The organism is Peribacillus sp. Bi134 (assembly GCF_918698065.1).
Lineage (GTDB): Bacteria > Bacillota > Bacilli > Bacillales > DSM-1321 > Peribacillus.
Genome location: NZ_CAKKLN010000013.1, coordinates 36770 through 63314 on the forward strand (window position 1 = coordinate 36770; position 26545 = coordinate 63314).

17 protein-coding genes and 1 pseudogene are annotated in these 26545 nt (G+C 39.5%); 11 read left to right on the forward strand and 7 right to left on the reverse strand.

Annotation, left to right across the window (positions count from 1 at the left end):
- Positions 1-20 precede the first annotated feature (20 nt).
- A complete protein-coding gene (gene gnd, locus LQ188_RS24255; RefSeq protein ID WP_101225630.1) occupies positions 21-1424 on the forward strand; it encodes a decarboxylating NADP(+)-dependent phosphogluconate dehydrogenase in 1404 nt (467 codons plus the stop codon).
- A gap of 241 nt (positions 1425-1665) precedes the next feature.
- On the opposite strand, the gene LQ188_RS24260 is transcribed toward gnd, so the two are convergent.
- Positions 1666-2016, reverse strand: coding sequence for a hypothetical protein (locus tag LQ188_RS24260; RefSeq protein ID WP_101225631.1), 351 nt, complete (start codon positions 2014-2016; stop codon positions 1666-1668).
- Positions 2017-3291: 1275 nt separating this feature from the next.
- On the opposite strand from LQ188_RS24260, the gene LQ188_RS24265 reads away from it, so the two are divergent.
- Together LQ188_RS24265 and LQ188_RS24270 are read left to right on the forward strand one after the other, a co-directional pair.
- A complete protein-coding gene (locus LQ188_RS24265; protein ID WP_101225632.1) occupies positions 3292-3984 on the forward strand; it encodes a hypothetical protein in 693 nt (230 codons plus the stop codon).
- Between the two features lie 36 nt (positions 3985-4020).
- Positions 4021-7206: a biotin/lipoyl-containing protein gene (locus LQ188_RS24270; RefSeq protein WP_230178647.1), complete on the forward strand. Its 3186-nt coding sequence runs from the start codon at positions 4021-4023 to the stop codon at positions 7204-7206.
- Between the two features lie 309 nt (positions 7207-7515).
- On the opposite strand, the gene LQ188_RS24275 is transcribed toward LQ188_RS24270, so the two are convergent.
- The 3 genes from LQ188_RS24275 to LQ188_RS24285 are packed head-to-tail and all read right to left on the reverse strand — an operon-like array spanning position 7516 to position 11421.
- The gene (locus LQ188_RS24275; protein ID WP_101225634.1) at positions 7516-8730 is read right to left on the reverse strand and encodes a Ger(x)C family spore germination protein; all 1215 of its coding nucleotides are present in this window, start codon (positions 8728-8730) and stop codon (positions 7516-7518) included.
- Complete coding sequence (locus LQ188_RS24280; RefSeq protein ID WP_101225635.1) at positions 8714-9820, reverse strand: spore germination protein; 1107 nt, start codon at positions 9818-9820, stop codon at positions 8714-8716. Before LQ188_RS24280 ends, LQ188_RS24275 begins: the two co-directional genes overlap by 17 nt.
- Before the next feature lie 26 nt (positions 9821-9846).
- Positions 9847-11421, reverse strand: coding sequence for a spore germination protein (locus LQ188_RS24285; protein ID WP_101225636.1), 1575 nt, complete (start codon positions 11419-11421; stop codon positions 9847-9849).
- Positions 11422-12074: 653 nt separating this feature from the next.
- On the opposite strand from LQ188_RS24285, the gene pbp4b reads away from it, so the two are divergent.
- The 5 genes and pseudogenes from pbp4b to LQ188_RS24310 all read left to right on the forward strand — a co-directional run bounded on the left by pbp4b (position 12075) and on the right by LQ188_RS24310 (position 17799).
- A complete protein-coding gene (gene pbp4b / locus LQ188_RS24290; RefSeq protein WP_101225637.1) occupies positions 12075-13448 on the forward strand; it encodes a penicillin binding protein PBP4B in 1374 nt (457 codons plus the stop codon).
- A gap of 199 nt (positions 13449-13647) precedes the next feature.
- A pseudogene (locus tag LQ188_RS24295) lies at positions 13648-13752 on the forward strand (iron chelate uptake ABC transporter family permease subunit); the annotation flags it as partial.
- A gap of 249 nt (positions 13753-14001) precedes the next feature.
- Positions 14002-14451, forward strand: coding sequence for a hut operon transcriptional regulator HutP (gene hutP, locus LQ188_RS24300; RefSeq protein ID WP_101225638.1), 450 nt, complete (start codon positions 14002-14004; stop codon positions 14449-14451).
- A 114-nt stretch (positions 14452-14565) separates the two neighbouring features.
- On the forward strand, positions 14566-16083 hold the full coding sequence (gene hutH / locus LQ188_RS24305) for a histidine ammonia-lyase (RefSeq protein ID WP_101225639.1): 1518 nt from the start codon (positions 14566-14568) through the stop codon (positions 16081-16083).
- Between the two features lie 318 nt (positions 16084-16401).
- Entirely contained in the window at positions 16402-17799 is a 1398-nt protein-coding gene (locus LQ188_RS24310; RefSeq protein WP_230178663.1) for an amino acid permease, read from the forward strand.
- 675 nt (positions 17800-18474) lie between these two features.
- Here the strand turns inward: LQ188_RS24310 and LQ188_RS24315 are convergent.
- Both LQ188_RS24315 and accD read right to left on the reverse strand, forming a co-directional pair.
- Positions 18475-19428 carry an acetyl-CoA carboxylase carboxyltransferase subunit alpha gene (locus LQ188_RS24315; RefSeq protein ID WP_101225641.1) on the reverse strand — a complete coding sequence of 318 codons (954 nt, stop codon included), beginning with the start codon at positions 19426-19428 and terminating at the stop codon, positions 18475-18477.
- Positions 19425-20282, reverse strand: coding sequence for an acetyl-CoA carboxylase, carboxyltransferase subunit beta (accD, locus tag LQ188_RS24320; RefSeq protein WP_230178649.1), 858 nt, complete (start codon positions 20280-20282; stop codon positions 19425-19427). Before accD ends, LQ188_RS24315 begins: the two co-directional genes overlap by 4 nt.
- A 1752-nt stretch (positions 20283-22034) precedes the next feature.
- On the opposite strand from accD, the gene LQ188_RS24325 reads away from it, so the two are divergent.
- On the forward strand, positions 22035-23240 hold the full coding sequence (locus LQ188_RS24325; RefSeq protein WP_230178650.1) for a glycine betaine/L-proline ABC transporter ATP-binding protein: 1206 nt from the start codon (positions 22035-22037) through the stop codon (positions 23238-23240).
- Positions 23241-23244: 4 nt separating this feature from the next.
- A complete protein-coding gene (locus LQ188_RS26890) occupies positions 23245-24972 on the forward strand; it encodes a glycine betaine ABC transporter substrate-binding protein (protein ID WP_290370148.1) in 1728 nt (575 codons plus the stop codon).
- 59 nt (positions 24973-25031) lie between these two features.
- On the opposite strand, the gene LQ188_RS24340 is transcribed toward LQ188_RS26890, so the two are convergent.
- On the reverse strand, positions 25032-25214 hold the full coding sequence (locus LQ188_RS24340; RefSeq protein WP_230178652.1) for a hypothetical protein: 183 nt from the start codon (positions 25212-25214) through the stop codon (positions 25032-25034).
- Positions 25215-25548: 334 nt separating this feature from the next.
- Between LQ188_RS24340 and LQ188_RS24345 the strand changes: the two genes are divergently transcribed.
- A complete protein-coding gene (locus tag LQ188_RS24345) occupies positions 25549-26463 on the forward strand; it encodes a nucleoside hydrolase (RefSeq protein ID WP_101225657.1) in 915 nt (304 codons plus the stop codon).
- Positions 26464-26545 lie beyond the last annotated feature (82 nt).

Here is a 26545-nt window from a genome sequence, read left to right on the forward strand (position 1 = left end):
ATAGAAGGAGCAGAAATAAAATGTACAATACAATTGGTGTCATTGGTTTAGGGGTAATGGGCAGTAATATCGCTTTAAATATGGCTAGTAAAGGGGAACAAGTGGCTGTCTATAACTACACAAGAGATTTAACGGATCAGCTTGTTGCTGAATTGGACGGTCAGTCGATTCATCCATATTACGAGATCCAAGACTTTGTTCAGTCACTGGAAACACCGAGAAAGATTTTTCTAATGGTGACTGCGGGTAAACCGATCGACTCGGTGATCACTTCATTACTTCCTCATCTTGAATCAGGCGATATTATCATGGACGGCGGTAACTCCCATTACGAAGATACTGAACGCAGATATGATGAATTGAAATCTAAAGGATTCAGTTATGTAGGAATTGGTATTTCCGGTGGGGAAGTCGGGGCGTTAAAAGGACCTTCAATCATGCCAGGCGGAGATAGGGACGCCTATGAAAAAGTAGCTCCAATCCTGACAAAAATCGCAGCCAAAGTAAATGATGATCCTTGCTGTACCTATATCGGTCCAAAAGGGGCAGGTCATTTTGTGAAAATGGTACATAACGGGATTGAGTATGCGGATATGCAATTAATCGCCGAAGCTTATACGTTTTTAAGAGAAAAATTGCATTTAGAGGTTAATGAAATTGCTGACATCTTTGAAACATGGAATGAAGGCGAACTGAAAAGTTATTTAATCGAAATCACAGCGGAAATTTTAAGGAAGAAAGATGAAGTAACGGGCTTACCCTTGATCGATGTGATTCTTGATAAGGCAGGACAAAAAGGCACAGGGAAATGGACCAGTATGCAAGCAATTGATAACGGAATACCAGCATCGATAATTACCGAGTCTTTGTTTGCTCGCTACATTTCCGCTTTAAAAGAAGAACGGGTTCATGCAGAAAACATTCTAACAGGGCCTGAGAACGTTCAGCAACAATTAGATAAAAATGAGTGGATTGACTATATTAGGCAAGCATTATATATGGGCAAGGTTTGTGCATACGCGCAGGGTTTCACTCAATATAAAATGAGTTCTGAACTTAACGGCTGGGACTTGCCTTTAAAGGATATTGCGCTTATTTTCCGCGGCGGCTGCATCATTCGGGCAGAATTTTTAAATGTCATTAGCGAAGCCTATCAAGAGCAGCCGAATCTGGCCAATTTATTGATTTCACCATATTTCGCTGAAAAGGTTGCAAATTACCAGGCAGGATTGCGAAAGGTTGTCTGTGAGGGAATAAATTCTGGCATCTCGTTTCCATGTTTAGGCTCTTCACTTACTTATTACGATAGTTATCGTACAGGCATTTCAAATGCTAACCTACTGCAAGCACAACGTGATTATTTTGGGGCACATACCTATGAGCGACGTGATTTAGCAGGGGTCTTTCACACAAACTGGCAGTGATGGAAAGAGACAAAAGAGACAAGCATTTATCAATGACCGTTCATGAATTTGAGAAGGTACCTTCCTTCAAAAAGAGAGCTGCTTTGGCAGCTCTTTTTTTATGTAACAAAAGGGGTCCATTTAAATGTTAAAACAAAGTTGATTGGAACTGGTGTGAGACTCCTGCAAGGAAAGTGAGTTTCTTGAGAGGTAAAACAATGTTCAAATTGTACAAGCCTTTAAATAACTTAGACTCAAAATTTCAGATGGGAAATTTAAATGGTGTATTTAAATGATAATAATCCCTATATGATCGATAAGATACCATTTTTTTATTCTTATAATACCCATCCAACTGCAAAATTTTGGATTTGTTGGTTTCTAAATAATAATGATACCCTTCTGTTTCTAAACTATAGAAGGCATAGGAAATTCCAAGCATTTGTTTCTTGGTGACTTTTGTATCAGGGTGATGTTGTATAAAATCAGCCAATTGCTGTACAGATGTTGCTCGAATGTCTGAGATATCAAATAATGTTTCCTTAATATTAGTCTTTATTTTATTCAAAGTAGTTTTTGCTTTATGTTTGATTTTTTTGGAATGCCTTTTCAAAAATATCACTCCTACTCTGTTTATAGTTAAAAGATTTATTATGTTATTTCCAATAAGGAAACGGAGTAAACGCAAATTTTAATCCTGGGTGAAATTCCACCAAAAGAGAAAGAATCTTGGTGAAAAGATCGACGGCAACGAATAATGTTTTTGGGGTGGTTTAATATTCAGGTAAAGTGGTATATAAATGATAGCGGTTTATTTCTATGCTGTGCCTATTAATGGTCGGGGTTACTTACGAAGAAAGAGTATCGTTTCATGAATGATGTCGACAGGTAGCACATATTCTTCTTTTGATTATTACCAATTATTTCTGCATGAAAAAGGAGTGATATATCATGAGGCAAATGTGTATTTACTGTTTTAAATGGGCTGACATAGATACGATGACACCACTTTTTGAACAAGGTAGAGAGTTCGTCAATTATTATTGCGAGGATTGTGTTACTGCTGTTATGGATAATTTGTTTAAGCTCCCATACAAACATGTATGCGAACAATCAAGAGTCCACTAGCAACAAGCAATGCGATTTAAAAGTTAAATGATTGCGCTGAAACAGCATAACTAGAGGCCATCTCAAACGAGAAGGGCTTTTTTTGTTCGCGTTTGTATAGGATGGGGAGCGTGTGTAATCATCGGTGCTCATCTAACATGTGAATGTCTTTAAAGTTGAAGTCCTCCCACAGTTTATTGATGGGAGGCCTTTTCTTATCCAGTAAGCAGGCTGTTTAACCCTAGTTATTTCAACCCACTTAAACAATATGATCATAACGAATATTATTAAGTAGTACTATGGAGACAGTATATCGGATTGAGGAAAAATCACATGATTTAATACTGTTGATTATTGAATTCGGATTAGATATTAACAATAAAAACAGATAAAGAAACTAAAGCATTTAAGGGGAAGATTAACCTGTTAAAGGAATTCAATGTTTGTTATACTCTTGACGCTGATGTTAAGTGGGAGAAAATAAAAAAAGGATTGAGCAGTAAAAAAGAGGATGTTTTACAAGAAGTCTTGAAAAGGATGGAGCACTGTGAGTATTTTATTGTGAAAAGTGATAGTAAGCATCATATTATCAATACTTCATTAATACGGTATATACGCATTTTTGAAAATAAGTAATCTCACTACTGCTTTCTTGGAATATAAGTTATGGTTGTATTCTCCTAACAGTCTATCTGGGAGGGGATTTTTCTATGGCAAAAAAACTTTTTCATACATATACAGAGCGAATAGGTTTGGTTAACACTTTGAAAGGAGTGAAGAGATGAATAAAGAGTTAGATGATGGTTTTATTGAGTCATTAATGGTTTCCCTTCAAGACGAAAGGGTCATTGAAAAGATAAAAGCAATAGCTGAAGCGGCCTCGTTTAGTCAAATGGGGGAATATAAGGAGCTGCTGAGAGGAAAAGAAAAAGAAATAGCAAGACTCCAACAAGAGATTGAGTCGAAGAAAGAGGAAATTAGTGAGTACCAAATAAAGATTACCCATCTAAATGTGAAAATGGAAGCCTATTATACTGAATTGCAAAAGAGAAGAGCTGACTATCGGGAAGCGGAAGAACTTTACGAAGCTGTTCAACAATTATCCGAAACCACTAAAAGTTCGTTAAAAGGAATTTTCAAGGGCGGGTCGGTGCAGGAATTCATTGTTTGTGGTGTGCAATATGAAAACATTTCATCTTTGTGGGATTTTATCAAAAACGAGATTATGGAAGGAAGAGAGCAGGAAAGAGAGATTTTGCTCGCCCTTTTTATGTATTTCTTTCAAGAATACGGTAAAACATACGATACCCCTTTATATAAAATACAGCAAGTGAAAATGAATGAGGTCTTCAGGGAAGACTTGTACATAAGGGCCCTCAATAGCAAAATATCAGGGAACATTACGGACATCCTGCTGCCGGGTTATATAAGCATTAATGGTAAAACCATTAAAAAATCCGTTGTGAGAATCTAGCGGCGAAAAAGAGAATGATATTAAAGGAGAAATACAATGACATCGATTATTATCCCAGAGATTGAAGAAGGCATTGAAAAAATCCTTCTTATGCAATGGTATAAGCAGCCAGGCGATTATATTACGGTTGGCGAAAGCTTAGCCAAATTCAGCTGTGAGGGCATCGAATTTGACCTCTTTTCAGAAAAGGAAGGAACCCTTAAAGAATTGAATGTAGCGGAGGACACTATAGTCAAGATTGGTGATCTGATATGTTATTTGGATTCTGGTGATGCAATTTCAGAAGAATTATTAAAAGAAGTTGAAAAACAAGAAACGATAGAAGATAAAGAGCCGCATGAGAACGTAACAAGCTTAGCTGAAAAAAACAACATAGACAGTTCCATATACTTAATGAATAAGAACGAAGAGCAGGTTCTATTCTCACCTGATTCCCAAACCGTTCCGGTCTCTGCCATTTCAATGACTTATAAAGAAGTGAGATCTTTAATCAGCCATTTATATCAGAGTGCAGAAGAAACCTTCTTCAAGGATGAAGCGAGCTTCTTTCAAGACATTAAAAAGATGCTCCGTTCCAGATGGGTTTACATGAATAATGGGAATATTATATATGATCACAACATCGCAGCTTTATTTCCTTATAGAAAATACTATGAATTAGTGGACGAGGATTTTGACTACAAAAAGCATCTGGACGTTTCCGGTTTTAAGGGTGATGCCATGACACGGGAAGAAGCTGCGAAAAGTTTCAATACAACCGATCACCCTGTATATAAGAGAATACTAGCTTTAGATGATTACTCCGCGAGTAAAAACCCTTCCATTTCTAGGATATTTGCCAATCAAACGGCTAACTCTTCTAAATCGATAGCGTTTAAATCCAACGGGTACGACATTCAAAGCTTCGATGTAGTAAATCAAAAAACAAATTTGCTGGGAAAGGGATTTTTCGTTCCCGTTTTCCGTTTAAATGCGGAAAATGCCTTTGAAATCAATGACCGAATGGCTCTCCATCTCTGGCTGGAAAACCGATTGGTACCAAGTGGATTAAGCGCAGAACGCCAGAAGGAGTATGAGTATTTACTGGAATTATATCAATTAAAGGGTTTAGATCAGGAAAGTTTTCTAAAAGAATTGCCATCGATCGCTATCGATTCCAAGACGTTTTATGAGAAGCTTTTAAAATCTGAAAAAGTAAGAGCTGATATTGATACATATGACGAAAAGATGTTAACAGATCCAAACCGGGGACATTGGGATTTATGGCCTGTCCACTCTGCTGAAAAACCTTTAACGATAAAACTGAACGAAGAAATAATGGCCAGAAACCCTAAAATGGATATCAGGGAGGACGGCATAGTTGGCATTGACTTTGGAACGAAAAGTACAGTGGTCGTCCATCAAGAAGAAAGTGATTTTACTCTTCCCATGCGTATAGGGATTGGCTACCTTAACACGGAAGTACAAGACTGGCATTATGAAAATCCAACCGTGATCGAATTTATCGATTTAGAACATTTCCTGGAGCTTTATCAAGAAAAAGAAGGAAGACCGGATACAAGGTGGCAGGATGTGACGGTTTCCCACAATGCCCTTAACAACTTGATGAATGGAAAGAGTGACCATTACTATTCCATATTGAATAATTTAAAGCAGTGGGCTGGAGAAAAGAGAAACGAACTCCGATTAAAGGACAAGAGGGGATATGCCGTTGTACTGCGTTCCTTTTTGGACTTAACCGATCAGGAAATCAATCCAATTGAATTATATGCCTACTACCTCGGTTTGTATATCAATAACCAGAACAATGGAATTTACCTGGACTACACCTTATCTTTCCCGGTGACGTATGAAAAAGAGGTAAGGGAAAAAATTCTGAAGTGTTTTGAGCGTGGGTTAAAAAAGACGCTTCCTATGCCGATTCAGCAGGATGAAGAATTAATGAAAAAGTTTCGTGTCACCGCTGGGGCGAGTGAACCTGCTGCCTATGCCGTTTGTGCGTTACAGGAATACGGGTTTGAACCTGAAGAGGATGAAAAAACATACTATGGCGTGTTTGATTTTGGTGGAGGAACGACAGATTTTGATTTTGGGATTTGGCGTGAAGCGGGCTTGAAAGAAAGCAGGTATGATTATGTCATCGAGCATTTTGCAGCGGGAGGGGACCGTTATTTAGGTGGGGAGAACATGCTAGAGCTTTTGGCGTTCCAAGTGTTTAAAAACAACCAAAGAACAATGCGTGAGCTAAACATTCCTTTTACTCTCCCAGCAGAATGTGTGAAATTTCCCGGAAGTGAAACGCTGATAAATGAGTCACAAGAATCCTATTTAAATACGAAACAATTGGTAGAAAAATTAAGGCCGCTTTGGGAAAGGCATGAACGGTATGAGGAACAGTTTGGAAAAGGCATGATCCGGGCTGACTTGTTTGACAAAGCGGGTCACGCAAAACTCAATGTGGAACTTTTGATCGATCAAGATGAAATGGAACAACTGATTGAGGAAAGAATTGAAAAAGGCATTAAAAATTTCTTTGAGTCATTAAGGCGCGCTTTTGCCCGGTCAGAACACAGTAGAATTAATAAAGTGAATATCCTCCTTGCAGGTAATTCAAGTAAATCCCCGGTCGTCATGAATCTATTTAATAAATGGATTGAAATAGAAGTGCAGAGCACTCAAAACTGGGGAGAAGTATCTAATGATCTTTTTGAGATTCTCCCGCCACTGGGGACAGAAGGCGCTTATTTAAAGCAAGAAGAGAGAAACAGAGTGATTAACCGAGATATATTAACCGCTCCTACAGGAAAAACGGGCGTTGCCTTTGGACTTGTACAAAGCAGAAAAGGCGGAAGTATAAAAGTTATTGACCGCGATATGGTGAATGGTGAATCAAAGTTCAAGTATTTTCTTGGCATCGGGAGAAAAGGTAAATTAAAAACAATGATTGATCAAGAAGAAGAGTATAACAAATGGCATCTTTTCATTGATGCGTCAGAAGAAGATTTTGAAATTTATTACACAAGCCTGCCGGAAGCTAGTACCAACCAGCTTGATATTAAGCAGGCACAGAGGAAAAAGCTTCGAATTGAGTATGTGGATGATTCGGCCTTTGTTTATATTCGAACCATAAGCCCGACTGTCATCGAATATGTTGTTGCAGACGAAGGCTCGATTTTAAGTGGGGATTATTTATCTGAAATTACTAAAGTGGAATTAAGCTAATAAGATATGTTGAACGAAAAAATTAGGTTAAAACACAACAGATCATTCATGTGTATGGGCTTTGATTGCTTCAATTGAATATATCAAGATGAAAGATGCTATGTTCAATTGAGTGGTATATAAATAGAATATGTCCTCGCTTGGTGCAGGGTTAAGGTTTTATGCAGGACCTTGAGTGACTATAAAGTTAAAGGCCCCCCACAGTTTACTGTGGGGGACCTTTTCATGCTCATCGTATATGTATTCCCATGGACCCCATTTAATAGCCTTTATAATGTTCAAGAAATAGTTTTCATTTCCAACATTTTTTCACTTCTTTGATCCTCCTGTTGTTCCATAATCATTAAGAGTTAATTTTACATCGTAGTTGATCGGAGCTTCACTAAATGTTTGGTCCCAATCCTTTTTGACCTTATTCCATACTTTGGGGTGCTCAATTCTCAATCGATTTCCGAAGCCGGCAACGTCCGTTTTGTATTCTTTTTGCATTTTTTCTAAAACATTCCCCACCAAGCGTTTCACTTCTTTTTCTGATGATTTTTCTGCTTTTTTTAGAAATTCATTTTTAAAAGTATCTCCTGAAACTACCCAGTTTTCAGATAGTCTCCCCACTGATTCAATGTTTACATCAAAAGAGATGCTGTCTCCTTTAACACGTGGTATGATACTGCTTTTCATGGTCTCTATTTCATATACAATCGGCTCACCGGTTTCTTTATCAAAGCTTTTCACTACACCGCCTTTTCCCTTACCTGTTATCCATGTTACGCCCTCCAGTTCCTCTTCATTTAAAGTACCAGTCATTTTGTGCGTCTTTCCATTGATTACGGCAGCTCCGGCAAATTTGACTTGCCCATCTGCTGATAGAACTTTTTGCATCAGAAAACTAGACCCTGATTTGATCTTGCTTTCTACTTTAATATGTGACATGGGGGGCAAAATCCTCGTTGTTCGATATGCATTTTCTACAATGCCAGCCAGACGGAACGCTGGAATTTCCCCTGCCTTCTTTGTTTCCAGTGTTTTGCTTGCTCTTCCTTTACTGATGAGCACAAGGCAGCTTGGTCTAAGCTCACTTTCCCGTAGATTTTGATCAAGTATTTGTTCCAACTTATACGATTTTGCAAGGTTTTCACCGATAACAACCACTTTCATATGGTGCGCGGTTACGGGTTGTTCACTTCTCAGTGATAATTCACGAACCATTTGATGCATGGAGTCTCCAGTTTCAGAAACATTAACATAAGATTTTTGTTGTGGTCCGGATTGTTTCGTTGTCGAACTCGCTACCTGTGGAGTGATAAATTGATAGGTTGCAGTAATCAGGTTCCTTTTTGAATAACCCCCCCCTTGTTCGTTTAACTTTTTCTCGATGGTGGACTGCTTGGCCTTATCGAATGCCAAACCTATACCTAAACTTTGCTCTTCAATTTCATGACTGCTCCAACATCCTGTAAGGGATAAGAACAAAAGAACAGAGAGGGAAATGTAGAGGGGGCGCGTCTTGCTATGTGATTGTTTCATATTTTTTCCCTCCCTTTATTCTTGAGATGATAAGCAGTAGAAGGGGGAGTAAACCAAATAAAAACATGGCGATATTGCCGACGAAATCTCCTTGCTTAAATAGGTCATTGATATTTTTCGGAATCATGGCAAAGATGTAGAGAATCGGAAGCAAACCAAACATGAATGGGTGAATGCTTTTTTTCGTAATTTGAGCCAGCCCTAAAGCGGCTGCAAAAAATGTAATCGTAAATGTGGCGAATATTTGCATGATCCAGACAACGAGCAATAAAGATTCAAACCGTTCAAAGATCAACCCGGCGACTTCAAAACTTCGGATAAGATCAAGTGTCGGCCATGTTCTCATGACCACTCCATCAATAGATAATGCCCCGATAACCATTACGACCGTTATCACGTAAAAAATCAATGGAATGGATACTCCAACAAGCAGGGCTTTTACTGCTTTTTTTGGTGAATTCATAAATGGAATAAGCAGTAGCATGATTTCAGGCCCTGAAAAAGCGAGAGCCGTTGTTTTTACTCCTTTCAGTACAGGGACGATTCCTTCTCCTAATACCGGACGCAGATTATCGATCTCGAATATTTTAAAGCTCATGAAGGTAACAACCAAAAAAAGGATAACTGTCAAAGGTAAAATAATTTCAAAAAGACGGGCCATCGGGTTAATGCCGCCGATGATGAGATAAAGACCTACCCACATGAAAATCATGATGATTGCCCAAGTAGGCGTACCCTCCAGAAGTAAATACCTTATTACTTCCGCCATTGCACGGAGCTGAAAACTGGAAGTTGTAAGAAAGTAACATATTACAACTAAACTTAGTAACCCACCCAGCCATTTTCCTACAATTGCATTGATGTATTGATAGAAGGTCTTTTCGGGAAACTGTTGGCTTAATTTGACCATGATCAGCCCCGCGGTTATTGTGATGACTCCGCCTAAAATAACGCTTATCCATACATCTGGTGTTTGTACCTTTTCCGTAGATGATCTGGGTAGGGTGAGTAATCCTGTGCCGAGTATGAAGTTGATGACAATGACAGCTGCTTGTGGAGTTGTAATTTTGTCTTTCGGGCTGAGAATCATTCTTTAACCACCCTTTCACCGATAGGTTATCCTTTACGTATGGGGTTTTTTGTATGCAACATCTTTGGACGGCGTTTCATCATCATAAGTGGCATTCGCACTATCAGGTCTTTCCACTCACTTAAGCGATAAGGAACGGCTGGACTCAAGTAAGGCACACCAAAGCTTTTTAATTTCACTAAATGACTGACCATTAAAAGAAAAAAGAGAATGACCCCGTATAATCCAAATGTAGCAGCACAAATCATAGCTGGAAAACGCAGAATCCGTAATGTAATCCCAATACTATAGTGCGGAATGGAAAATGATGAAATGGCGGTTAAGGCTACTACAATGACCAAAACAGGGCTAACGATCCCTGCCTGTACAGCAGCTTCCCCAATGATTAAACCGCCGACAATTCCCATTGCGGGACCGATTGGCTTAGGCAATCGCAGTCCTGCTTCCCTCAAAATTTCTATGGCCATTTCCATGAATAATGCTTCGATAAGTGCCGGAAACGGAACCCCGGACCTGGTTCCGATAATGGAGATGGCCAGTTTGGTCGGAATCAACCCTGAATGAAATGAGATGAAAGCTATATACAAAGAGGGTGTAAAAAGAGCCAGAATAGCTGCGAGGTAACGAAGCATACGAATGAATGTGCCAGGAATCCACCTTTCATAATAATCTTCCGGTGATTGCAACATCATGCTCAATGTAACCGGAACGATCAAAGCGAATGGCGTCCCATCTAACAAGATGGCCACTCGACCTTCCATCAAAGCAGCGATCACCCGATCAGGACGCTCTGTATTCTGTACCTGCGGAAAAGGACTAAGGTAATTATCTTCGATAAGTTGCTCTACATAACCTGATTCCGGCACACTATCAATATCAATTTTCTTAATTCGATTTTCCACCTCTTGCACCAATTCGGGATCAACAATATCTTTTATGTAAGCGACAACCAAATCTTTTTTTGAACGCTTTCCTACTTGGAATTTTACTAACGATAAATTCTCAATTTCACCACTGCACCTTAAAAAAGATGTATTATCACTCAATGATTCAGTGAAACCGACCCGTGGACCTCTGACTAATGCCTCTGATACCGGTTCCTCGATCGCCCTTGTTTTATGTTTTGCAGTTCCTAGGATCAGCGCATCCAATGATCCATCAATTAAAAGGGCGGTAGAACCTGTTAGTACTTTAGACGCTAACTCTTTAATGGAACGGACAGCTTCTATTTCACTAATGGATAACACTTCATTTTTTATGAATTCTTTTGAAATGCTTCCCTTGAGGTAGGGAGTGTTCTGTTTATATTCTGCTGAAAAATCAACCATCAATGATGGCATGATATGCTGATCAATGAGATCTTTATCCGATAGTCCATCCACAAAAATGATAACTGACCGTATACCGGTTCGCCCTAGATTAAATTCCCGAAAATGCACATCCCAATTATGGCCAATTTCTTGCTTAACACATTCAAGATTAAAATTAAGATTATCTGTAAACTGATGTGTTGAATCTTGGGAGGTATATGCTTCTTGTTTGTCTTTTTCGTTACCCTTTCCTTTTTTACCAATCTTTGATATCCACTCTTTCATCATCATCACTCATCCTTTGAGGTGCGAAGCAAATTAAACAATTTGCTGATTAGATACGGAATAACAAACACAATGAAAGCCTGTATAAAAACCTGCCATTCTGGAAGGTAGGAAACAATCGTTTTCCACATTTTTATCACCCTAAACTTGTCTCAGATAGCAGCTGGAATTCCTTTATTTCTCAAATAGTATTAATATCTTCTATGTTTCTTATGCAATGAAGTTAAAAAGCCATTAGCCGTATTTGCCATTAATTTATACTTCGCAAAGTAGAGGCGAAATGGATATCAGCGATTTATCCAAATGACTCATTGATAATAGTGAGCTTTAATAAACATTGGTTTTTCTTCTTTGAACTGTGGATGACTTATGCTCACAATTTGAAATATAATTTTAAAAATATCAATATCAAATTGAAATGATGCTCGAAATAACATATACTGAAAATTGAGAATTATTTGTAAATATTAACTGATTTTGGGAAATGTCGCATTTATCAACTTGAGAATAAGATACCCCAATCGCAACCCGGAACATACACGATTAACACTTTATCGGATTGTGAATCCTGGTGAAAAAAGAACGGAATGGATGAGATTATTATCTTTCGCTAAAGTTGCTCTTTATTTTCTAAAGTGATTTCAAAGGGGTGGAAAATGATGAATATATGGACAAGCTGCACAATTAGTTCAATTCTGGCACTTTCCTTACTAGCACCATCCGTGTCTTTTGCTAATGAAAATCCAAATCATGAAGCCGCTGTGAGTAAGGAGACTGCAAGCCAGTATCCAATATTAGAGAAAGCAAAAAAACCGGAAGAAGCGGGCTTTTCGTCTGAAAAGCTGGAAAAAGTGGATCAGCTTATTGAAATGGAAGTGGCAGCCGGTTTCCCCGGTGCTGCCCTGATTGTCATAAAGGACGGAAAAATCGTTAAAAATGAAAGCTACGGGTACAAACAGAAGTTTAATGAACATACGCCTCTTAAGAAGTTTCAGAAGATGGAAAATGACACGTTGTTTGACCTTGCTTCAAACACGAAGATGTATGCAACCAATTTTGCCATTCAAAAATTAGTCAGCGAAGGCAAGCTAAATATCCAGGCAAGAGTCCAGCAGTACATTCCTGAATTCAAAGACACGGAGAAGGATGTAATCAAAGGAAAGGACAATCTGAGGATTATTGATGTTCTTCATCATACAGCAGGGTTCAGACCCGATCCGCAATACCATAATCCAAAGGTTTCTAAAGAACTTTATTCCCAGGAGCGGGATAAAACCATCGAGTTCATCTCAAAAACACCGCTCACATATGTACCTGGAACACAGAATGTCTACAGTGATGTCGATTATATGCTGCTTGGTGCCATTGTTGAAGAAATAACGGGTAAGCAGCTTGATGCGTATGTTGAACATGAATTGTACAAGCCGCTTGGGTTAAAAAATACTAAGTTCAATCCTCTTCAAAAGGGCTTTAAGCCAAAGGGTTTTGCCGCAACTGAATTGCTTGGCAACACCCGTGATGGCGTGATAGACTTCCCTAACATTCGCACATACACACTTCAAGGGGAAGTACATGATGAAAAAGCATTTTATTCAATGGGAGGCGTTTCAGGGCATGCCGGTCTTTTCTCCAATACGGAAGATATGGCAGTCCTTCTGCAGGTGATGCTGAATGGCGGGGGATACGGTAAACATATGTTGTTTGATCAAGAAACCATCGATGAATTCGTCGCACCTTCCGAGATGAATCCTACATATGGGCTTGGGTGGAGACGAAATGGCGATGCTAGCATGGAATGGATGTTCAGCCCTTATGCGAGCGACAGTGCCTACGGTCATACTGGATGGACTGGGACGGTCACGATCATTGATCCGGAAATGGATTTAGGGATTGTGTTACTAACAAATAAAAAGCACTCTCCGCTCGTTAACCCTGTAGCCAATTCCAATCAGTTTTTTGGCGACCTCTTCAAAACAGGAAGCTATGGAAGTGTTGTAACTGCAATTTATGAAGCATTGGAAACGAATGAATGAATGTATATTTCCCATAAAGTTTAAGGCCTCCCAATAATGTTGGGAGGCCTTTTTTCTCGTTTATGGATTTCTTTTAGCCAAGCTCTATTCTATACAGTTTGGGCAAGGATCAGATTTTTATATGCTCCGTCTTGATGGAGCAAATTATCATGGGCACCTTGTTCGATGATTTCCCCATTTTGTACAACGATGATGCGATCGGCATGTTTAATAGTCGCTGGCCCCGATGGAATTGCCTGTGGGGATTATCGTTTCAATTTTAGGAGCGCCGTATTTTATCTATTTACTCGTGAAAAACATTTAATAAATATGAAGAAGTACAGAAAATTTGCAGAAAAAAAAGCCCGTTTTCAGGACGTTTATGAGGATGGTTTTTTTTGCAGTTTTCAAAGAATTTTGATGAGAACTGTACGAACAGAAAGCGGCTCTCGGGAGTGATGAATCATCCCCTAAAAGAACTATTTTAAAAAATATATTGACCGAACGGCTTGTATCCGCTTACAATGATATTTAGTTATTAGTGTATTTAGAAAATTGTAAAAGAGGTACCTGCATGACAAATGAATTCGACAGAAGAATCGGGCGCCATGCAATCATGTACGCGTTTGCGAACGAAGAAGAAGAAGTCATATTGACGAATGACCTTAAGCGGATGGATTGGCTTTATGGAAAAGGTAAAGTCGGTTCAATGGAGCTGCAGAAAATAGTTGCGGCCATTGAGACATCAGCGAAAAGGCTTGGATTAGTCAATCCCGATATGTATCGTGAAATGCATGCACTGTATCATGCGATCATCGAAGCACTCCAAGGAGTGACACGCGGCCAGGTTGAGCTTGGCGGTCTTTTGAGGACTGCGGGACTTCGGTTTGCCATCGTTCGGGGCAGGCCGTTTAAAAACGGGGACGAAGGTGAATGGATTGCTGTAGCCGTGTATGGAACGATTGGAGCACCGGTTCGGGGATTTGAACATGAAGCCGTTGGCTTGGGAATTAACCACATTTAAATAATTAAAAGCCTATAGTTATTTAGTGAAATAGGGGGCTGTATTGAAAGACTGGATAAGTCTGTCAATACGGCCTCCTTTTGTTTGTTTAAAAAAAGAATAGGGGTGCAGGAAATGATTATGTTAACGGGCCAAACTTTAACGATTGAAGAAGCAAAAAAAGTGTTATATGGGGAGGCATTTGTCACGGCTTCTGCCGAGAGTGTCAAGAAAGTTGAAAAGAGCCGGGAAGCGGTTGAAAATATCGTGAAGCAAAAGAAAGTCATCTATGGCATCACAACAGGTTTTGGAAAATTCAGCGATGTATTGATTGATGCAGAGGACGCAGAGCAGCTACAGTGGAATTTGATTCATTCCCATGCTTGCGGAGTCGGGGAGCCGTTTCCTGAGGTCGTTTCGAGAGCTATGGTCCTTCTCCGTGCCAATGCGCTATTAAAAGGGTTTTCCGGTGTGCGTCCTGTCGTCATTGAACGTTTGATCGATCTTTTGAATGCCCATATCCATCCGGTCATCCCTCAGCAAGGATCTCTTGGAGCAAGCGGGGACTTGGCGCCGCTTTCCCATTTGGCGCTAGTATTGATGGGAGAAGGGGAAGTGTTTTATAAAGGAGAGCGAATGGAGGCCATCATAGCTTTATCGAAGGAAGGTATTCTTCCTCTGACTCTTAAAGCAAAAGAAGGTCTTGCATTAATAAATGGAACACAGGCCATGACTGGGATGGGCCTCGTCAATTACATTGAAGCCGAACAGCTGGCACATCAAACTGAAGCGATCGCTTCACTGACGTTAGAAGGTTTACGCGGCATAGAAGATGCCTTTGATGCCGATGTTCATCTAGCACGAGGCTACCGCCAGCAAACAGAGGTCGCGGAACGGATTCGTCGCATGATCAGCGGCAGCCAGCTCATCACGAAGCAAGGGGAACTGCGGGTACAGGATGCTTATTCGCTCCGCTGCATTCCGCAAGTGCATGGGGCATCATGGCAAACACTTGATTATGTAAAAGAAAAACTGGAAATTGAAATGAATGCAGCGACGGATAATCCGCTTATTTTTGACGATGGGGAAAAGGTTATTTCAGGGGGTAACTTCCATGGCCAGCCGATTGCATTTGCGATGGACTTCATGAAAATCGCTGTTGCCGAGCTTGCGAACATTTCAGAGCGCCGCATTGAGCGACTCGTCAATCCTCAGCTGAATGATTTACCGCCATTCTTAAGTCCGTCACCTGGCTTGCAGTCGGGAGCGATGATCATGCAATATTGTGCCGCTTCACTAGTTTCTGAGAATAAAACACTCGCCCATCCTGCAAGTGTTGATTCCATTCCATCTTCAGCGAACCAGGAAGATCATGTAAGCATGGGAACGATTGGGTCCCGACACGCACATCAAATCATTCAGAACGTACGCCGCGTTTTGGCGATTGAGCTCATTTGTGCCTTACAGGCGGTGGAATACCGCGGAACAGAAAAGATGGCTCCGTTTACAAAAGAGTTTTATACGGAAGCAAGAAAGCTCATTCCAAGCATTACACAAGATCGTATCTTTTCTAAAGATATTGAAGCAACGGCAAGCTGGTTACATCAAATCGATTGGAATTCATTTATTCATAGGAGTTTACCTACAACATAATATGAAGTGCGGAATATCCGAATGAACGTTAGGCTTATAGCCCTTTGGGTTTTAAGCCTAACATCGTTATGTAAATGCTACATAGATCCCAGAAATCCAAAAAGGTCTCAGCATTAGAGAAAATGACCTTGAAATAGTAATAAATGCAGGAAATGACCATTGATGGAATGATTGGCTTTACCTATTCGTGCTAGATTAAAAATGCATTTTGGAGGGGAATCTAATTTGGAAAATCGGCAATTGCAACCACCTGTCATAAATGAAAAAAACCAGCCGTCAAATACTTTACAAAGGAAGCTGAAAGCTCGCCACCTTACGATGATATCGTTAGGCGGTGCAATTGGTACAGGGCTGTTTCTCGGAAGCGGTCCGGCCATTCACTCTGCAGGACCTGGCGGTGCTTTGGTCGCTTACGCCGTAATTGGTATAATGGTTTATTTTATTATGACAAGCCTCGGAGAACTGGCATCATTCATGCCAGTCAGCGGAGCTTTCAGCACCTATGCTTCGCGTTTCATCGACCCAGCATTAGGATTTGCGCTTGGTTGGAACTATTGGTTCACTTGGGCGATGACACTTGCCGCGGAACTATCTGCCGCAACGATGGTAATGAAATTTTGGTTTCCTGACAGCTCGTCTTTTTTATGGAGTTCTTTGTTTTTAGTTTTAATATTTTTATTGAATTACGTATCCGTTAAAGGGTATGGCGAAGGGGAATATTGGTTTTCCCTCATTAAAGTGGCAACCATCATCATTTTTATAGTAGTAGGAATATTGATGATATTCGGAATCATGAATGGAGAGGCGATTGGTTTTAAAAACTTCACAGTTGGTGACGCTCCATTTGCCGGTGGTTTTTTGGCTACATTGGGTATTTTCATTGCTGCTGGATTTTCTTTTCAGGGTACAGAAATAGTCGGTGTTGCAGCCGGTGAAAGTGAAGACCCGGCAAAAAATGTACCTCGTGCAGTTCGCAGCATTTTCTGGAGGATCTTCCTCTTTTACATCCTGGCCATACTTGTTATTGGACTGATCGTTCCTTATACGAATGGCAGTCTGCAAGGACACACGATCATGGTTAGCCCATTTACGATGGTGTTTGAAAAAGTGGGACTGGCATTCGCTGCTTCCGTGATGAATGCCATCATTTTGACAGCTGTATTATCCGCTGGAAATTCGAGTCTTTACGTGACGAGCCGAATGTTGTACTCTATGGCAAAAGAAGGGCTGGCACCGCGTATTTTTGGGAAGCTTAACAAGCGCGGCGTTCCCATTTGGGGACTGGCAGTCACTTCACTTGTAGGGATGCTGGCCTTTTTTGCTTCCGTTTTCGGTGATGGAGTTATTTATATTTGGCTTATGAATGCTGTTGGAGTCACTGGATTTATATTTTGGCTGGGAATAGCGGCGAGCCATTATCGGTTTAGAAAAGCCTATATTGCTCAAGGGTATTCACTGGACGATCTTCCCTATAAGTCAAAATGGTTTCCTTTTGGACCGATATTTTCCTTTGCTCTTTGCTTTTTCGTTTTATCGGCGCAAAACTATCAGGCCTTTATCGGCGATGAAATTAACTGGGCCAGTGTGTTCGCTGCCTATCTTGGCATTCCATTCTTTCTGGTAATGTGGCTTGGATATAAGTTCATTAAGAAAACAAAAGTAGTTCCGCTAAAGGATTGCAAAATTGATTTTGATGAACATAGGAATGCAAAATAGACATGAGACTTCTTTTAATAATTTATTTGGATTAATTATTAAAAAATACAACTTTCTTTGTTAGGATCGTTAGCAGCCTTTAAATGACAAGGTTTCTTACCGCCAAGAAACAAAACAAACAATAATTTGAAGTGATGAAAAAATGATCATCGGTTCCAGTTGATTAAGCCGAAGTAACAGTTGGAGATGATTGAATCAATACGCACTATATCAATTTCATTTTAGGGATATTCCTTTTTTAAGAAGTATTATCCCATTATCCCCCTACAAGTAGAGTGACAAGATGTCCTTAATAATCTACCTGGAGGGGATTTTTTTATGGAGGAAAAGGGACAAACATTTAAAACATATACAGAAGAATTAAAACGTGAAGTCGTTCGATAAAGTTGGAGAAGTTCATTGAATTTATGCTTTGTTTAATAGGAAAGGAACTTACCTTGATATAGATTAATTAACAGTTTAGTAAAACAGAGATAAGCCCTTCCAAAAGGGTTTGGAGGGTTACTTGGCATGGCCATGAATATTGTAACAATAGGATATATAATAATTCAGGTTAATTGGGGAGGAAAGACATTGATAATATATTTTGTCTTATAAGATATATGAAGGTATTGTTAAGTCTATCGACTATATGAAATGGTCTATGAACATGTTGGAAAATAATTGTTCATCTACTTAATTAAATTTCCTTTCTTCCATATACTCACCAATTTTGCGAAACTTATCAAAACGCTGTTGGCGTAGAATGCCTTTATCTAATTGACCAAGTTCTTGTAATGCCTTTCGTAATGTTTCTTTGATAAATTGCGATTGAAGTGGGGTGTCAATATGTGCTCCTCCAACAGGTTCTTTGATGACCCCATCAATCACCCCTAGTTCCATCAAGTCCTTAGCCGTAATTTTCAATACTTCAGCTGCTCGTTTTGCTTGTGCGGCATCCTTCCATAACACTGCTGCTGCTCCTTCAGGTGAAATAACCGAATAAAATGTGTTTTCTAGCATGTAGATTCGATTGCCAATCCCTAGAGCCAACGCACCACCACTCCCACCTTCACCAACTACAAAGCAGATGATTGGTACTCCAAAACTAGCCATTTCACGAAGATTGTGGGCGATAGCTTGAGATTGTCCACGTTCTTCAGCTTCACGTCCTGGGAAGGCTCCTGGCGTGTTAATAAATGTTACGATGGGGCGATTGAACTTATTGGCTTGTTGCATAATCCTTATGGCTTTTCTGTAGCCTTCAGGTTGCGACATGCCAAAACGACGATAGATATTGTCTTTTGTATTTTGACCTTTTTGATTTCCTAAAACAGTTATAGGCATTCCTTCGAAGGTAGCTATTCCTGAAACTAATGCAGGGTCTTCCCCATAAAGTCTGTCACCATGAAGTTCAATAAAGTCTTCAAAAATATGGTGGATATAATCTAAAGTAGTTGGGCGTTGTTGAATTCTAGATAGTTGAATTTTATCCCAAACTTCCATATTTTCATTAAGATGAATTTTGATTTCATTGACTTTTTGCTCAAGATTTTTTAATACCTCGTTTAGGTCAAGATTATGCTTTGTAGACACCTCTTTCAGTTCAGCAATTTGATTTTCCAGTTGTTTTAATTCTTGCAAATTCATCGTTTAAAACACTCCCTGAAATTGAGATGATGGATTTTTAAAATGGTTGTTAATGATTGTTTTAATTCATTCCTATTTACAACCATATCCAGTTGCCCATGTTCCAATAAAAATTCAGAGGTTTGAAAATTCTCTGGAAGTTCTTCTCTTATAGTCTGTTCAATTATGCGTCTTCCTGCAAAGCCAATTAAAGCTTGTGGTTCGGCAATATTGATATCACCTAATGAAGCGAAACTAGCAGAAACTCCACCCGTTGTAGGATTGGTTAAAACGGATACGAAAAGAATTTTTTCGTAGTTTAGTTGTTCTAAAGCAACACTTGTTTTTGCCATCTGCATGAGACTAAGAATTCCTTCTTGCATGCGAGCTCCGCCGCTTGCTGAAAACAATATAAATGGTTTTCGTGTTTTTAATGACTTCTCAATGGCTCTTGTGATTTTTTCACCGACTGCTGATCCCATGCTTCCCATACGGAAACGAGAATCCATGACACCAATCACAACCGGATAGCCACCTATTGAAGCTTCCCCAGTAATAACCGCATCATTTAATGCAGTCTTATTCTTATCAGAAATTAATTTATCTGTATATTCAGGGAAGTTCAACGGGTCAACGGAAATTAAACTTTTATTGAATTCCGAAAAAGAACTACTATCTGTAAGCATTGAAATGCGGTCATAAGCCGTAACGGGATAGTGATATTGGCATTTCGGACATACATTCAATTCTATTTTCATAAGAGATTCATCATAGGTTTCCCCACATGATTTACAAGTAAAAGGGATGGGAGTAAAGCTTTTGTCTATTTCAAAAAAAGAGTTCGATTCTATTTTTTCTCTTTTTAATGGATACATCTTCATCAATCCTCCTGTGGTAAGACCGCCGTATTACAAGTTACGCTCACCATTCTTTAAAATATGGAGCGTGATTTTTAGCTTTTCTTAAAAAGTTTTATACAATCAGAAATCATTCTAGAGAATAAAAATTTTATTTGGTGGGTGCTTCATTAAGAAATTATCTATTCCTGTATGAATGCATTTTTACTTGAAAAATCAGAAACTTACGATTTTATTGATGGGAATTACGTAGGCTTGTATACAAACCGAGTATACAAACATTAAGACTTCTTATTATCTTTCTATAAAGAGGATAAAGGTTACTTAGCTTAACAGAACGGTTGTTTGAAGTGTATGAGTGTAATCACTTTTTATCGCTCACCATTATTCCAATTCTTAGAAAGAACGATTTACCAAATAGCAAAGCGTCATCTAATAAAGCTAATACTCCCATTGTTGGTGTAAGCTCATAATATGCATTTACGAATTTAATTGAATGGGCTCATTCTTCAGTGGATAATATTTTATTGGTTTATCAGATTGTAAAAAGATAAAGATTAATAGTTTTTTTAATCTAAAGGGGAAGATTAGGATTTTGTTTAACAAGAACTCTAGGGATGTTAGGATATCATTTGGGGGAATACGGTTGTTATCTGCCGGACAACCTCATAAAAAATATTTTAAAATAACAAAAAATGATTGAAAATAAAATCTTGATAATGAACAGTTAGGCAATAGAGGTGTAGCGATTGGTCACACCGGTTTAGTAAAAATACATGTTAGTGATGGGCTGTATTTTTTTTAATATCTTTTGCAACATTGAAAACTTGTACAGCCAAAGAAGCACTATGAATGGATTAATTGAAAGAAAGCAATCTATAACTAAGTAGCCATATATCGTTTTTTTGTACTTCTGGTTTTGTCCTCGAAGAGTATTCGATTGTAAGATTATTTCCCATTTTAAAAAAATGATAAATCGTGGTTCTGAAAAAATGTTTCGATGCCCCGGTTATTGCTTAAACCGTTGCTAAGTCAATGTTTATAGAGGGATGGTGCCACTTTCATATGGTGCACCATCTTAACGTATATACACAACAATTCCGCCCCACATCATTTGAATTTATATTCATTCTTTGTTAAGGTAATTAAGTACTTTAGGGATACAGGTTCATTCCGTGTGCTGGGACTGAACAAAACCCTAAAATAAAAAACCATTATATTTCAGTTGGTATATGCTGTGCCTGTTAGTTTCCTCAGTTGTATTGCACTTCTTTTCCCTGCTAGCTCCAATTAGACACATTGGGAATCCCATAATCATATTTCTATGCGTTTTGGTGTTATACTGCACTGCAAGTACCATTCCACCTGGTTAAGGAAATGAAATACATTAGAGGGTAGTCGTAAGTCCATCTGGACAAAACTCTAAGTGGAATCGTTTATATTACAGTTGGTATATGTTGTGCCTGCTTGTTTCCTCAGTTGTGATTGCACCTCTTTTTTTCCTACTTGAAATGCTCAATTTATCACACATAATATAATCCAAGTAAAGAAGTACTTCTTGGGAATAATAAATATAGATTATTTTTCTATGCACGTTATGCCCTGTGCCACTGAATAAGTGTCACTTCCGCTTTTTTTGAAGAAAAAGTAATGGGGTAGATTTTCGGTTATTTCAAGGTACTTGTGCATTAATAATCATCACTCGCATAAAACGGGGGAATTCAGCAAAACTGAATATCATATGGGCAACTATTAGAATGAGGTGACTTGATGAAGCCGTATGTAGAAGTCAGAAATGTCTCGAAAATTTTTGGCAAATCTCCAAAAGCAGCAACAGATTTATTGAAGCAAGGCAAAACGAAAAAAGAAATCTTGAAAGAAACGGGACAAACGGTCGGAGTGAATAATGTTAATTTCGAGATTTATCCCGGCGAGATCTTTGTCATCATGGGCCTATCAGGTAGCGGGAAATCCACTTTGATCCGCATGTTCAATCGTTTGATCGATCCCACTTTGGGTGAAATCTTAATTGATGATGAAGATATCGTGAAGATGAATGCTGCCCGGTTAAGGGAAGTCAGACAAAAGAAAATAAGCATGGTCTTTCAAAACTTTGCTTTATTTCCGCATAAAACGATATTGGAAAACGCTGAATTCGGGCTCGAAATTCAAAAAGTGGATCCGGCAAAACGTCAGGAAAATGCGATGAAGGCTCTTGAGGCCGTTGGATTGAAAGGCTACGAAAATCAGATGCCATCACAGCTTAGCGGCGGTATGCAGCAAAGGGTTGGGTTAGCCCGGGCACTCGCCAGTGATACGGATATCCTACTGATGGATGAAGCCTTCAGTGCCCTTGATCCATTGATTCGTAAGGATATGCAGGATGAATTGATTCAAATACAAGATCAGTACAAAAAAACGATCATTTTCATTACCCATGATCTTGATGAAGCATTGAGGATCGGGGATAGAATTGCCCTTATGAAAGATGGAAGTGTAATTCAATTGGGTACCCCTGAACAAATCATGATGAATCCAGCCAATGAATTCGTCGAGAAGTTTGTGGAAGATGTTGATCTATCAAAAGTATTGACAGCCTCTCATGTGATGATACGCCCAGAGAAGATTGCGGTGGACAGAGGCCCGAGGGTTGCCTTGGAAATCATGCGCAAACAAGGGTATTCCAGCATTTTCGTTGTGGATAGGAAGCAGAAGTTATTGGGGGCCGTGACTGCTGAACAGGCACGTCAGGCAATGAGTAATAACCAATCGATCTCTGAAGTGATGACAACTGATATCCCAACTGTAAAAGAGGATGAATTACTTGGAAACCTCATGGATGTGATGGCGACTTCAAGCTTGCCAATCTCAGTGATCGATGATCAGAACAGAATTAAAGGAATTCTTCTTCGCGGTGCCGTTATCGGTGCTTTGGCCGGAAATAAAGATTCCTTGAATGAAATGGAGAGTGAATAATTCAATGAATATGCCGAAAATCCCACTAGGAGCATGGGTCGATTCTTTAGTGGATTGGATAACTATTGTATTTGCTGGATTATTTACACTTATTACGAATGTGATTGAGGGACTACTGGATATCCTGGTCGATGTAATGAGTGCTGGACCTTCCATCGTGTTAATCATAGTCCTGACCCTTCTGGTTACCTATACAAGCAGATGGCCATTGGGATTATTTACATTAATCAGCTTACTATTGATTGATAATCTTGGTTATTGGGAATCAAGCATCCAAACACTGGCAATCGTTATATTGTCAGGAGTCTTAACGATAGTGATCGGGATACCGATCGGAATATGGTGTGCCCAAAATAACACGGTACGTAAGATCGTAACCCCAATCTTGGATTTCATGCAAACGATGCCTGCCTTCGTTTATTTGATTCCTTCAATTTTATTCTTTGGAATAGGGGTGGTGCCTGGAATCATCGCGTCATTCATTTTCGCGATTGCACCGACAATCCGAATGACCAATCTTGGGATTCAGGAAGTGCCTAATGATTTGATAGAAGCATCTGATGCTTTTGGTTCAACCAGCAGCCAAAAGTTATTCAAAGTACAAATACCATTGGCTACTCCAACGATTATGGCAGGAGTTAACCAAAGCATCATGCTGGCACTATCCATGGTTGTTACAGCCTCTTTGGTTGGAGCACCAGGACTTGGGGCGGATGTCTACCGGGCTGTCAGCCAAATTAATGTGGGGCAAGGATTTGAAGCAGGATTATCCATCGTAATCATTGCAATCATACTCGATCGTATCACGCAAAACCTTCGTAAACCAGCTTACGAGCATATCGTAAGCAGGAAAATCATTTTTACGATTTTGGCTTTACTTGTTGTGGGTACTGCACTATTCAGTACTTTTACAAAAGAAAAAGCAGTGGACGGGGATCAAAACAGTCTTGCTGCCAAAGCCAATTATGAAATCATCGGAATTGAACCTGGAGCAGGAATAATGAAGTTGACTAAAACGGCTATTGATGATTATAAGCTGGATGACTGGAACGTGGTTGAAGGGTCATCGGCAGCAATGGTTGCAGAATTGAAAAAAGCGATTGATAAAGAAGAACCAATCGTCGTTACTGGCTGGTCACCACATTGGATGTTCTCGACATATGACTTGAAATATCTCGAAGATCCGAATGGATCCTTCGGCAAGGCTGAAAACATCAATTCCATTGCCAGAAAAGGACTTGAACAGGATGCACCAGGTGCCTATAAAATTCTTGATCAATTCTACTGGGAAACAAAAGATATGGAAGATGTAATGGTCAAGGTTGCTGATGGGATGTCTCCTTCAGAAGCAGCAGAAGATTGGATAAAGAAAAATCAGGACAAAGTGTCCAAATGGACCCAAGGAGCACAATCAGGAAATGGTGAAAAGATCAAACTGGTTTATGTTGCCTGGGACACTGAAATTGCCAGTACCAATGTGATTAGCAAAGTGCTGGAGCAGAATGGCTATGATGTAACATTAAGTCAGGTTGAAGTGGGGCCGATGTTTGCCGGCGTAGCAAACGGAAGTGCGGACGCCATGGTGGCTGCATGGCTCCCGGGAACACATCTTGAATACTATAATAAGTACAAAGATGAAATTGTTGACCTTGGACCAAACTTAAAAGGAACAAAGCTTGGTCTGGTCGTACCTGAATACGTAGATATTGATTCGATTGAAGACTTAAAATAAGAAAGAAGAGGGAATTTCAGAAATGGAATTCCCTCTTTTTTAAGTTTAGCCGCTTGGGATCAATGGATGGAAACGAATTTATTCATCAATTCCTCTTCAGTTACTTCAATCTTTCCTTTCATATCTTCAGCCAATAATACATAACTTTTCACGCCAATGAATTCTGAATGTGATATTAAAAAGAATTTTGTTCCTTTTTTATACGCAGAAGGATCATCATCAATCAATTTAAACATTTTCATCCTTTTTCCACCTTCGATATCATATTCGTAACGCATGTATTCATAACTACCTTTGGAGTAGAAGTAATTGCATCGAACAAGTTGAAAAGGCGTTAGGTCACTACTAAGGTACAACTTCTCTTTTCACTTTTTATATCATTGATATTTATGGGTGGTCAACTATTTTTACTGGTAGATACAAGAACCAGCTGGCATTGTCATTTGTTTGCAAATTATGATTATTCCTAACTTTCTGTGGAAGTGTCTATCGTTGAATGTTAAAATTCAGTTGGAAAACAGTGATTCTTTATACATATGAAAGAGATTAAAAAGTGTTTTGGAAGGTGTGGAAATATTGAAACCCATCATATTTGATGTAGATACTGGGATTGATGATGCCCTGGCGATGGCATATGCTTTAAATTCCCCTGAATTGGAAGTGCTCGGATTTACCACTTGCTTTGGTAACGTGCCCGTTGTTGAATCGACCCGCAATACGCTTGCCGTTTTGGAGAAATTAAATAGGCGCATTCCGGTTTTTGAAGGTGCTGACCAAACTTTGGTACGCGGAAGGAAGAAGAGGTATCCCAAGCATGTACATGGGGAAGACGGGTTAGGAAATACCCTTCGGTTTGAACCAACCATCAAAGCATCACAAGGAAATGCAGTGGATTTCATTATCGATCAGGTGCAAAGCCGACCGCATGAAATCACGATTATTGCAGTTGGACCACTGACTAACATCGCATTGGCGATTAAAAAGGCCCCACTGACCATGTCCTTAGTAAAAGAGGTCGTTATTATGGGCGGTGCCGTAAACGTACCAGGAAATGTAACCCCTTATGCTGAAGCGAACATAATATCAGATCCTGAAGCAGCACATCAGGTATTTGCTTCAGGACTGCCAATCACCCTAGTGGGGCTTGATGTGACGCTGCAAACATATCTTTTGAAATCGAAGCTTGATGATTGGCGTGCTACTGGTAAGGAAAGCGCCGAATTTTTAGCGGAAATGACCGATTATTATATGAAAGCATATGAAAACTCCCATCCAGGTTTGGGCGGTTGCGCCCTTCATGATCCGCTTGCAGTCGGGGCTGCGATTGATTCAAGTTTTGTGAGTGCAGAATGGATGAACGTCAAGGTGGTGACCGAGGGTGAAGAAACAGGCAGGACAATCGGTCAAAAGGATGGCGAATCAAGAATCCGCGTCTGTACGAATGTGGAAAGTGCTCGGTTTGTGAAACATTTCTTGGAACGGGTTATATGACATTGAATCATGTATTAATTATAAAGGCTGTTTCTTTTCCCAGAACCATTGGGAATAGATATGCCCTGTTTCTGTTGAATAA